At 32.7% G+C, this 12,510-nt stretch carries 6 protein-coding genes; 1 reads left to right on the top strand and 5 read right to left on the bottom strand.

Annotated features, from left to right (window positions below):
- Positions 1-19 precede the first annotated feature (19 nt).
- The 5 genes from uvrA to XYLOR_RS04285 all read right to left on the bottom strand — a co-directional run bounded on the left by uvrA (position 20) and on the right by XYLOR_RS04285 (position 12,043).
- Positions 20-2,836, bottom strand: coding sequence for an excinuclease ABC subunit UvrA (gene uvrA / locus XYLOR_RS04305; RefSeq protein ID WP_036877282.1), 2,817 nt, complete (start codon positions 2,834-2,836; stop codon positions 20-22).
- A gap of 84 nt (positions 2,837-2,920) precedes the next feature.
- Positions 2,921-5,788: a PD-(D/E)XK nuclease family protein gene (locus XYLOR_RS04300; protein ID WP_036877279.1), complete on the bottom strand. Its 2,868-nt coding sequence runs from the start codon at positions 5,786-5,788 to the stop codon at positions 2,921-2,923.
- Positions 5,785-9,009, bottom strand: coding sequence for a UvrD-helicase domain-containing protein (locus XYLOR_RS04295; RefSeq protein WP_036877276.1), 3,225 nt, complete (start codon positions 9,007-9,009; stop codon positions 5,785-5,787). Before XYLOR_RS04295 ends, XYLOR_RS04300 begins: the two co-directional genes overlap by 4 nt.
- Before the next feature lie 18 nt (positions 9,010-9,027).
- Positions 9,028-11,070 (bottom strand): DUF5686 family C-terminal domain-containing protein, encoded by a 2,043-nt coding sequence (locus XYLOR_RS04290; RefSeq protein ID WP_051508862.1) that lies wholly within the window; start codon positions 11,068-11,070, stop codon positions 9,028-9,030.
- Between the two features lie 100 nt (positions 11,071-11,170).
- Complete coding sequence (locus tag XYLOR_RS04285) at positions 11,171-12,043, bottom strand: sigma-70 family RNA polymerase sigma factor (RefSeq protein WP_036877274.1); 873 nt, start codon at positions 12,041-12,043, stop codon at positions 11,171-11,173.
- A 330-nt stretch (positions 12,044-12,373) separates the two neighbouring features.
- Between XYLOR_RS04285 and XYLOR_RS13770 the strand changes: the two genes are divergently transcribed.
- On the top strand, positions 12,374-12,493 hold the full coding sequence (locus tag XYLOR_RS13770; RefSeq protein ID WP_154655662.1) for an RNA-binding protein: 120 nt from the start codon (positions 12,374-12,376) through the stop codon (positions 12,491-12,493).
- The last annotated feature ends 17 nt before the right edge of the window (positions 12,494-12,510 follow it).

Below are 12,510 nucleotides of genomic sequence, written 5' to 3'. Positions count from 1 at the left end.
TATTTGGCGGATATTTTTTTTATTGCAATAATTTTTCTTTAAGGTATTTGCCTGTAATTGAGTCGTTGCATTTTATTATCTCTTCAGGTGTACCTGCTGCAACAAGATTACCTCCCTTATCACCTCCATCTGGTCCAAGATCTAAAATATAATCAGCACATTTGATAATGTCCATATTATGCTCTATTACGATGATTGAATGGCCTCGTTCGATGAGAGCATCAAAAGCACTAAGTAATTTCTTAATATCGTGAAAATGAAGTCCAGTTGTAGGTTCATCAAAAATAAACATGGTATGTTCTGTTCTTTCTTGTCCAATAAAATAAGCTAACTTTACGCGTTGGTTTTCACCACCAGATAGCGTTGAAGAGTTTTGTCCTAACTTTATATACCCCAATCCAACTTTTTCAAGAGAACTCAAACGCTGAACTATTGTCTTTTGATTGTTGGTAGAGAAAAAGTCTATAGCTTCTGAAACGGTCATATTAAGAATATCATTAATATTTTTGCCTTCATATTTGACTTCCAATATATCTTTTTTGAATCTCTGTCCGTGGCAAGAATCACATTCTAATACAATATCGGCCATAAATTGCATCTCTACAGTTATTTCACCAGCACCCTTGCATTCTTCACATCTTCCACCTTCAATATTAAATGAGAAATATTGCGGAGTGAATCCCATTTGTTGAGAAAGTGGTTGATCTGCAAATAGTTTACGTATTTCATCATAAGCCTTAACATATGTAGCTGGATTTGAACGGGTGCTCTTTCCTATAGGATTTTGGTCAACAAATTCAACATGTTTAATCATTTCTATGTCACCTGTTAAATCTTGATATTCTCCCGGAGCTTCAGCCACTTCGTTTATTCGTCGCTTAAGTGCAGGATAAAGTATACCTTTGATGAGACTTGATTTTCCAGAACCACTAACTCCTGAGATAACATTTAAAACATTGAGAGGTATCTTTACATTTATTCCTCTAAGGTTATTCATCCTGGCACCTAATATATTTATTGATCTATTCCATCTTCTACGACTTGCAGGTATTGGTATGGTCTCTTCTCCTGTAAGATATTTTACAGTATAACTTTCAGGATATTTGATAATAGCATCTTTGTTTATTTCTGAAGCATTACCTTCAAATACGACCTTACCACCAAGACGACCAGCATCTGGGCCTATATCTATAAGATAGTCAGCTGCGCGTAACAAATCTTCGTCATGCTCAACAACAACTACTGTATTTCCAATAGATTGAAGTTCCTTTAAGACATTTATCAATCTAAATGTATCACGACTATGTAATCCAATACTTGGTTCATCAAGAATATATAGAGAGCCAACCAGACTACTTCCAAGTGATGTTGTAAGATTTATACGTTGACTTTCACCACCACTAAGTGTATTAGATGTTCTATTGAGAGTAAGATATCCTAAACCAACTTCTATTAGAAAATGTAAGCGACTCTTTATTTCAAGCAACAAACGCTTGCTTATATTTTTATCATGCTCATCTAGTTCAATCTTGTTAAACCAATCTGCCAGTTGGATTATTGGCATCTCAACCAAATCTGATATATTACGACCGCATATTTTAACATAACTTGCCTCTTTTCGTAAACGTGTACCATGACATATTGGGCATACCGTTTTGCCCCTGTAACGGCTCAACATAACACGGTATTGTATTTTATATTGATTTTCTTTTATCATACTAAAGAAGCTATCTATGCAGAATCTTTCTTTAATATCTTTATCTTTATCGCAAGGCAGACCATGCCATAACCACTCTTTCTCTTGATGGGTGAGCTCGTAATATGGCTTAAATATAGGGAAATCATACTGCTTAGCTCTTCGTATAAATTCATTTTTCCAAGATGACATAACATCTCCATGCCAACACAGAACACAACCATCATATACACTCAACGCTGTGTTAGGTATTACTAATTTTTCATCTATACCAATTACTTTTCCAAATCCTTCACAATTAGGACATGCCCCAATTGGCGAATTAAAAGAAAACATATTATCGTTTGGCTCTTCGAATTTAATGCCATCAGCTTCAAATTTCATCGAGAATTCATACCTTATCATAGAAGGTAAAAATATGATGACACACTCGCCATCTCCTTCGTAAAAAGCTGTTTCGACAGAATCAACCAATCTTGCTATTGAATCTTTGCTGTCATCAACTGATAACCTGTCTATTACAAGCAAAAGTTCTGATACAGGTATTTTCAGGTTCTCTTTATTTTCGATGAAATCATCTATTCTTATAAAGTCTTCTTTGTGCCAAATTCTACTATACCCCTCTTGAAGATCCATCTCTAACTGTTTTTCAAGTGTACGACCTTCGGGAATTTTCAGAGGTGTTAGTACTACAAATTTAGTTCCTTTCGAATATTTCAGCATGCACTGTACTATATCTTCTGTAGAGTGTTTCTTAACTTCTTCTCCACTTATAGGTGAATAAGTACGACCGATACGTGAATACAGCAAGCGGAGATATTCATATATTTCCGTAGAGGTACCAACTGTAGAGCGTGGATTGCGACTATTTACTTTCTGTTCTATAGCTATAGCAGGTGGTATGCCTTTAATGAAGTCGCATTCTGGTTTACTCATTCGACCTAGAAATTGCCGAGCGTAAGATGATAGACTTTCAACATATCGTCTCTGCCCTTCAGCATAAAGAGTGTCAAATGCCAGCGATGATTTTCCGGAACCGCTAACTCCAGCTATAGCAATAAATTTATTACGAGGAATGTTAACATCAATATTCTTAAGATTATTGACGCGAGCACCTTTTATCTCGATGAAATCACTCATATTGTTTGTCCTATCTGTTTAAGTGTGCAAAGTTAATGTAAGTTTCAGAATATTCAAAATAAATATACCGTTTTTTGAGCCTGTCTAAATTCCACACATATTAGCATAAGGACACGTAGAACAAATATTTTCATCATTAGTAGGCTCAAACATGTCTGATTTATCAAATATTTTATTTATTACATGGAGTAAATTTGTCATATAACTGTTTCTATAGCTAGCTACATTGACTATTTTTTCTTTTCCAAAGCATAGGGTAGGGTCATAATTCTGAACTCCAGAATGCTGTATATAGAGCAGCGCAGGACTAACAGGTAGATCTTCTGTATTATACTCCTGCGAATCATGAACCAACAATGAATAAAGAAATGTCTGTAAGTAATAATCATTATGATTTTGTATCTTTTTTGGGTCAAAAATTTCATCAACTCCTTTTAGTGGATATGGCAAATACGAGCCAGTCTTATAATCCACAACCCTTATACGCTCTCCCTCATCGTCTCTAATTATGTCTAATCTATCAATACGCCCCCCAATCTTAATATTTAAATTACCTATACTCATATCTTTTTTCACTTCCTTTTCTACTCCTAATATTGTAAATGGAGCTAATTTCATATCTATTTCCAACAATTGATTTATGTACTTAATAATCACTTCACGGTTGATTAATTGTATGCCATTATATTGAGGCTTAAAAGTACTATTGTCTTTTGCATTAAACAAATCTTTAGCAAATATCTTATCAACAATTATCTCTATCTCAAATTTATTCTTCAGCAAAGCTTCTATATCACCTTTTCTTACTTCACCATTATTAATTTGCAATCTTTTATAGATATACTCCACTGAATCATGAAATATATTTCCAAAAATTCTATTGTCAATCTTATCTTCATCATTTTCTTCAGGTTCTTTTATACCCGCAATGTAGTTATAATAAAATTGCAATTGACATCTCATATATTTATTGATAGCTGTTGGTGTAAGCAGATTGTCGCCAGAAAAGCGGTCGCATAATATTTTGTATACAGCGTCTGTCTTTTCTATATTGTCAACATTTCTTTTAATGTTAGACTGTCCTGTACGTAGGGTCTTATATAATATATTATGATTACCTTCAACCATCATTTGAAGCATGAAACGACTCATCTCTCCTGTTTTTCCATTTTCAGTAGAGTTATTATAAGTAATTGTAATATCATCAGCTCTTTGTAGAAGGCGATGAAAATAATATGCATAGATAGCTACTTTATTGTCTATTACAGTTAGTCCATAAGATTTTCGTATGCTATATGGTATGAAAGATGAGTCATTTACACCTTTAGGCATATTGCCCTCATTACATGATATTAACAGAACGTGATCAAAATCTAAATTTCGAGTTTCCAATAAACCCATTATCTGAACTCCAATGGCTGGTTCTCCGTGGAATGGAATGTTGCTTGAGCTGATTATCTGTCCCAAGAGTCTCTCATATGTGTTTATATCTACATCCAAGTCATCACTCTCAATAAGGTTTACCAATCTGTTAATAATCGTATATGTACGGAATACAGATTCTTGAAATAATAGTGCATTGTCTACTTTTTGTTTTGCTATGTGTTTTAGAACAATCAGTATCCAGTGCGATAATTCGCAAAGAAATTCACGTGTAGTTCCTTTCTCATGTGACATTCCAAATAGCATTGTGAAATTTTCATCAATACATAATTGACTTAAATATAAATACGATATTTTATTCTCGTTTATGCTATTTAATAAAGTAGTACAGTTCTCTGAAACATAATTAGCATAAGGATGTTTAAGTAATGATTTTACATAATTAAGGCGGAACCTACCATCATTGTTAGAGTAGCCAGAAGTCTGTAATTTTATTAATTTACATACGAATGAATATACAGGAGACTGAGACAACGGGTATCCTATAGTTATATTAACTTTATCAGCTTCGGGTGGTAAACAATGAATTACGCCCTGTAAAAGGCTTTCATCACAAAGTACTATAGCTGTATTACGTCCTGCTTCAATGCGATTATTTGAACGTAGCCATTTTGTAATATAACGTGCCTGTATATTTTCTGTTGGTACGCTAATATAAGTTATATCTTTTTTGTTTGAGAAATTATTATAAATATTATCGTCATCATAATCTAATTCATTTGGATATCTCTTTAAGTATTGTTTAACGTAATGTCCTGCTTCACTTTTGTCATTAAGATAATATTTGTCGAAATCCCAATAGAACAAAGCCTTTTTTTCTTTTATAAGATGATCAAATAGCATAGTTTCAACCTTTTGGAGGACATTGAAACCAACAAAGACATAACAGCGACAGTCAAAATCTGTCGTGTTGTCTTGTACTACCTTACGATACAATGCACCTTCATATGCAATTCCTTGATTAGTTAATTGTAAATTATAGTCTTCATAAATGTTCCTCAATCTGCTCCATAATTTTAAAAACTTATCTTTTAGTTTGCTATTGTGTGTCTCATCAAAGTTTTCGAAAAATTTATGGAGGACTTTTATCTGTTCATCACTAAGATAATCAATATTATCGAAATTATGATAATCAGATAGATTCTGGAAGACCTTGTCGGCATCGGCCATATTTTTATCTATATCATCAAAATCAGCCAAAAGTAATTGACCCCAGCCATAGAATCTATCTAAAGTTTCATCAATTCCTGTTTGGCGTACAAAGCTCTTGTGTAAATCACAAATTAATTTAATAGGGTCGCCAACCGTAAGTTTAGAATGTTGACGAAATAGTTCACTGATAGTAATATAAGATGGGCTCCAAATAGGGCGTTTAGCGGCTCTCGCTAAATATTCATTAAAGAATAGTGAGGCTCTCTTGTTTGGAAAAACTACTGTTACCCCAGACAAATCGCAATTGAATTTTTCTAAAAGACTTTCAGCTGTATATTGCAAAAATGTTTTTTTCATAACTCTATTTCGTTTATTTGATTACTATATACGTACCAAATATATCCTTTGATACTTTTGTATCCCATGCCAACAAGAAGATTCATATATTCTTTTACTTGATATTGGTATTTATAATTCTGTTTACCGAACTTGAAATCAATCACAATAATCTGTTTACCATCTGTTATTACTCTATCTGGACGTTTTTCAATTATTTCGTTGGTTTCTTTATCCACACTTATTATAGAACATTCATTAAAAACAGTCCAGTGTGGCGAGAACCAATCTTCTACACGTTTATCTTTAAGTCTAAGACCTATCATTTTAGATAATTTGTCTTTTGTAATACTCTCATCGTAAAGCAAACCTTCTGATTGAAATTGATGAAGCACTGGATCTATATCATTAATATTTCGTATTGTTGAAAATAAATGGTGTAGAATATTACCTATCTGAATATAATTGTTTTGTGAAAATTCTTCATCATCTTCTTCATTTTCGATAAATTCAATACTTTTATTACTTTGTCTGAATCCGACAGGATTATCAAATGACTTAATTTCTATACTTTCTGGTTTGGTTTCTTGCAAAAAAACATTTTTTGAAGTATTGCCAACTATCATTTCTTTTATACATATAGAACCGTATTCAAACAATAGATTATCACCATTATAATTATTTTTAATGGTACAACCAGGCATACTATTAATTAGACTTTCTAAAGTGGCTTGAATAAGTTGAGAACGATTATTAGCATATGTATCTTTTTTACCAATTACGAAAAGATTGTTTTTAGCTCTTGTGAAAGCTACATATAATAAATTTAGATTGTCTACAGTGTTTTGAAGGCTTTCGTTAATATAATCTTTTTCATATATAGTACCCACCATGTTTTTTGCACTACAATCAATGGGGACAATAGGGAGTTGTGAGAATGGTTCTATATTTGGTTCACACCATATTGTATCTCTGCTATCAAGGTTCCAGTCGCAAAAAGGCACTATTACATTATCATACTCAAGTCCTTTGCTTTTGTGTATTGTAATTAAACGTATACCGTCCAATTCATCACTTTGTATTGTTTTTGAACAGATGGAATTATTCCATTCTTCTAGAAAATCATCAATATCTGTACTACTTTCAGATACAAAAGAACTTATTTGGTCGAAAAAGGTACAGATATATGCGCTCTGTCCAGGCAATTTGTCTAAAGAGAATATTTTATATAATTGCTCTACAAGGTCGTATAACGAAATGGTTTTGAGTTTTTCAAAATTAAGTATAAAAGACTCCGGCAATAATTCACCCATCGCTTTATCAGATACAAATATCTCATTGTCAGATAGCTCATTACACAATATCTGTTTTTGGAAAGCTTTAACTAAAAATGACTTTGCTAAGCGATCTTCTGGATGTGCAAGTAACTGCAATGATTGAACAAGAATCAATACAGAAATAGAAGCATCTAGGCGAAAAGCTTCATCAGAAACAATCTTAACTCCTTCTAAATGTTCAGATAAGTAATTTGCAGTCTTTACAATATTCCCATTTTTCCTTAAAAGAACAGCTATCTTTGAAGCATCAATATCTTTGCTTATTAAATATTTGATTGTATCAAGTGTCTCACAAAGCATTTTATCTTCATAATTATCTGTAGACAACATAGTTATCCTAACAAGTCCTGCAATCGCCTTATTATCAGGTATAGATTGAATTACATCAGAATAAGCCCGTTCTAGTTGCTCAGCTTCCTTTGTATTTCCTTTTTCAGATAATTCACGACATTGTATAGCCGTTGCAGACCCAAAGAAATAGTTGTTAAATTGTATTATATTGCGTTGAGAACGATAATTTGTAGATAGACTTAGTACGTCCAACTGTTTACCGTTAAACTGTTTATCTATATTATTTAGTAATCGCCAATCACCAGAACGCCATCGATATATACTTTGTTTTACATCGCCTACGATAAGGTTCTTATTGTCATGACTCATACATTCATATAATAATATTTTAAAGTTTTGCCACTGCACAATGCTCGTATCCTGAAATTCATCAATCATTATATGTTCAAGCTTTGCACCTATTTTCTCAAATATAAAAGGAGAATCACTATCATCAATTAGTTCATGTAATAACTGTTGGGTGTCACTTAACAAAAATCGACCGGCTTCATCGTTTATTTCTCTAACCTTCTTTTCTATAACATTCAAAAGCCTAAGTTGACTTATGTGTCGTAATGTGGCCGAAGCTGACTTGTAAAGCTTCCATTGTTCAGAACGAACATTTTCTGCACATTTCAATACAGGATATAGAGTAGATTCCACAATGTTGAGAATATTACGGCCATCCTTAGTGCTCTTTTTAATCCAATTAGCAGGATTCTCCAAATGAGCAGCCATCGTTACATTAATACATTTATCGTCGCTAAAATCGTCACTTTTTAGTTTATTGAAGTAACTCGAAATGCCACGAGAACCTCCCTTAAGATTTTCCACTTTAAGTCCCTCATTATCTAAAGCATCAAAGAATGACTCTGCATACATTGTCATAGTGTCTTTAGCTTTATCTCTTATTTCTCTTATCTGACGAATATAGTTGTCTAGAAAATTTTTATCAGAGAGTCTTATGTTTAGATTCTTACTTTCATCTTTATAATAATCTCTAAATATAGTCTTTCCGAATTTTTTTATTTGCCAAATAACATTCCATGTCTTATCATCAGATATATTTTCCATTATATAAGAAAATAACCATTGTAGCATTTCGCTACTATTATCTAAATTTTCAAGAATAGAATCAACAGCTTGTTCTTCTACTTGATAATCATTGAGTCCAATGCGTAAATTTGGCGTTAAATCCAATTCTCTTGCAAGGTTGCGAAGTACGCACTGAAAAAAGGAATCAATAGTTTCAACACGGAAATAATTGAAATTATGGAGTAGGAGAGATAGCGCTTTCCCAGCCTGATCCGACACATATTTTTCTGATACATTATCCAAAGACTTCATTACTACAGACTTGTATACTTTAGAGTCTGGCAAATCTTTCCATATGCCATATAAATGACTAAGTATACGCATTTTCATCTCTTCTGTTGCTTTGTTTGTAAACGTAACAGCAAGTATTTTACTATAACTCTGTGGGTTCTCAATCAAAAGTTTAATATATTCTGTTGCAAGAGTGAAAGTCTTTCCGCTTCCAGCACTTGCTTTGTATACAGTTAGTGGTTTTTGCATATAAATATTTTTCTTTAATTACCATTTACTAAACAATTCAAATGTAAAACGACATCCGAATCCATCGTATTTTCCATTTATGGTTCCAACAAAAGCTCCTAATGAAAAGAAACTGTTAGTAAAACCATATCCATATTCTATATATGGATTAAGATGATTAACAAATAGTGTATTCATGTATATACGTTCGTTTTCTATATAATGGCCTATTATTGGAATCCATGTCGCAATAAGCAGTGGACGCTCATAGGTTATGTTATTTCGTACATAATAACTTGACGCATTGTACCAATTACTATTTAATAACTGGAAATCGCCTGTCCAGTCATCATTCCATCCGCCGATTAAATTATTCTCTCTGAAATTAGTATAGTCTAAAAAGTATGTTTTATCACTCTTTGCTGTATAAAAGCCACCACCAAACCTTACTGACAATACACACATCCTTTTAAAATTTTTCTTCATTGATGCATTAAATTCCCACCTTTCATAACTCATGTCTGACCCCATTAGTTTATCTAAACATTTTTCGTAGTCTGCTGTAATGACAGGTCCATTCCACTTAAAAGGGCGATATACTAATCTTAAAGCTGGGGCGAAAGCTTTATATACAGATGGACGATTATTTTTTTCAAATCCGGACTTGTCTACAGCTGACCTGCGGTGGAAAACTATTCCGGCATTAATAGTTAAATAATCAGATATGTCATAGTTGTTTTCCAATTTCATATAGAAGTCCTTGAAATAATCAAGATTCATCTTGTCAAAATTAATAGAGTCAGGTTTGCCTTGCTTTATTTCATCAAGTATACTGGAATTTGTGATTCTATTACCTGTACCTACTGTAAATTGAGTAAAAGCATGTTTCCGATTATTGTACCCTAGTTTAAGCGGAAAATCAACGAAGAATTGGCGTAGTTTTAATAGTAAACCTGTTTTTATGTTTAAGGCTATATTACTATTACTGTTGAAATCATAATTTATATTTACATCAAATCTATATGTTAAGCCTTTCCTTTGTGAATAACTCATATATAAAGGGTTGAATATCGGTGATGTTTGAAAAGAGCCTTTTTCATTATCACCAAAATCAGTTCCAAGTCTGTTTACAAGGTTTTCTCCTAATGTATTCCATATTTCAGAAGTTTTTTTTGTATAACTCTTTTTATTCCTTTGAGTGCTATCTTTTACAGCATTGATAGAGTCAAAATTACTATATATATTGTTTTCATGCTCTGTAAGAGGTTCCGGACGTAACAGTGTCATCGTTTTACGACTATGTGAATCCAAAATGTTACTAGGTAGTAATATCGGATCACATAATGAACATTTTAACCAAGACTGTATTTTATTTCCAAGAAATTTAAACTGCACATGGAGATCACATTTTTTAGGTAGTAAAGACATTATCCCTTCTTTTCCCATCTCTAAATTAACAGCAAAAGCAACCATGTCATATTCTCCATCTATCTCTGCAGTTATGATTCTTCCTGTTGAATAATCTGCTAAAGCCCAACCATGAACTAATTGTGTGCTATATACACGCGGTTTATAACTTATCTTTACTTTTCCATTTAATAAAAATGTCACATTATATTTGTAATATTTGTGATTTGATTTTTCAAATGGAGATAATATTTGATTTTTGAATAATGTATTTTCATATATACTTGGTGTTAGATATCCTAGAAGAGTAGGGAAGGTTTTCCTATTATGTGGAATAGTCCCCGTACTTATATATTCAAGTTCTTTATAATCATTTATTTTATTAAATGATATTGTACTGTATGTTTCACCAAAATATTCACGGTTACCTTTTGCAATCTCATACATTGTTGGTACACAAAACAATGTGAAATTTCTTTTATCGGTATGAATACGATATTTTAGGTATATATTTGTCTTAAGTCCATTTGTATTTTTGCTTATTGTTTTTGAATAACTGAACATACGTCTAATGAACGCAGTGTCAGGACGTTCATGAGAAAAAGTGATGCTGGGCATGAGAAAAATCATACCCAGCATCGCATATAATGTTTTATGATGCCAGTTTTCTTTCATTTATGCAAAGATAGTGAAAACGAAAACTAGAACAAAATAAAAAACGAAGTTTCTTGTCTTTTGTAACTATGTTTGCTTTCTTAAAGTTTTTATGCGGTTTCTACCCTAAATACTTGACTAGAATTTTTGCATTACCACTGTCACGTAGCTTTGTGATACTTTTTTCTCTTATTTGGCGTACACGCTCACGCGTAAGACCTAATTGGTCGCCTATTTCTTCAAGCCCTTTTTCGTGACAACCAATGCCAAAACATTCTCTTATTATTGTAATCTCACGATCTTTTAATACTTTTGAAAGAACAGAATTAAGTTCTTGAGCCATTGACTCGTGGTCTACTTGGCGGTCTGTACGGCTATCATCACCTCCTGCCATAACATCTAACATACAGTTATCTTCACCATCCTGAAAAGGTGCATCAATAGAAACATGATGACCATCAGCCATTAGAGACTGTCCGATCTTATCTTCATCTAGTTTTGTTGCATCTGACAATTCTGATACAGAAGGACGCCTCTGGTTTTCTTGCTCGAATTTATTGATCTCATGATTAATTTTATTGAGTGAACCAACCTGATTTAATGGAAGACGAACAATACGACTCTGTTCTGCAATAGCTTGAAGAATACTCTGTCTTATCCACCAAACTGCATATGAGATGAATTTAAAACCACGTGTCTCGTCGAATTTTTGTGCAGCTTTAATTAGTCCAATATTACCTTCATCTATCAAGTCTGTCAATGTCAACCCCTGGTGCTGATATTGTTTTGCTACAGAAACAACAAAACGTAAGTTCGCAGTAACCAACTTATCTTTGGCTTTTTCTCCAGTGCGGCCGCCTTTTTTAATTTGTTGCGCCAAATCAATTTCTTCATCAATAGAAATTAATGGAGCACGTCCAATTTCAACTAGGTACTTGTCCAAAGCCTCGCTCGAACGGTTCGTAATACTCTTCTGAATTTTTAATTGTCTCATCTTTAATACCTTAAATCTTAATATTACTCTTAAGCATTTTACCTTAATTTGGTCTTATTTGAGTAGACCCTCTATATATAGGGCGCATTTTAACACAAATGAGCCCGTTTTGGGCGTAATTTAACTAAATATTTAGTATCTTTATGGAATATTAGTTCTAAAATTATTTAATAGCAGAAAATATCTTGAAAAGTGGGATAATTTATCTTATTTATCATAATATTGATTATGTTGAATTTGTACTAGTTTAAACTAGTTTAAAAATTTGGATGTTTCATACATATGTTATACTTTTGCATCACGAAAAAATATTAATAAAAACTTAATAATATGGGAGCAGCTGGAAACAAAAAGCCCAAAAAGGCTAAAGCAGGTAAACACGAGGCCAAGTACGCAGCAGAAGAATCTATGAGTAATTCTGCTAAAGGTCAAAAAAAGAAACTTCACTAATCTGAAGTTTCTTTTTT

It is taken from the genome of Xylanibacter oryzae DSM 17970, assembly GCF_000585355.1.
Taxonomy (GTDB): domain Bacteria; phylum Bacteroidota; class Bacteroidia; order Bacteroidales; family Bacteroidaceae; genus Prevotella; species Prevotella oryzae.
This window is presented reverse-complemented; position numbering and strand designations above follow the sequence as displayed.

Coding starts and splice junctions, on each gene's coding strand:
- uvrA (WP_036877282.1), bottom strand. CDS start 2,836: ATGAGTGATTTCATCGAGATAAAAGGTGCTCGCGTCAATAATCTTAAG.
- XYLOR_RS04300 (WP_036877279.1), bottom strand. CDS start 5,788: ATGAAAAAAACATTTTTGCAATATACAGCTGAAAGTCTTTTAGAAAAA.
- XYLOR_RS04295 (WP_036877276.1), bottom strand. CDS start 9,009: ATGCAAAAACCACTAACTGTATACAAAGCAAGTGCTGGAAGCGGAAAG.
- XYLOR_RS13770 (WP_154655662.1), top strand. CDS start 12,374: ATGGGAGCAGCTGGAAACAAAAAGCCCAAAAAGGCTAAAGCAGGTAAA.
- XYLOR_RS04285 (WP_036877274.1), bottom strand. CDS start 12,043: ATGAGACAATTAAAAATTCAGAAGAGTATTACGAACCGTTCGAGCGAG.
- XYLOR_RS04290 (WP_051508862.1), bottom strand. CDS start 11,070: ATGAAAGAAAACTGGCATCATAAAACATTATATGCGATGCTGGGTATG.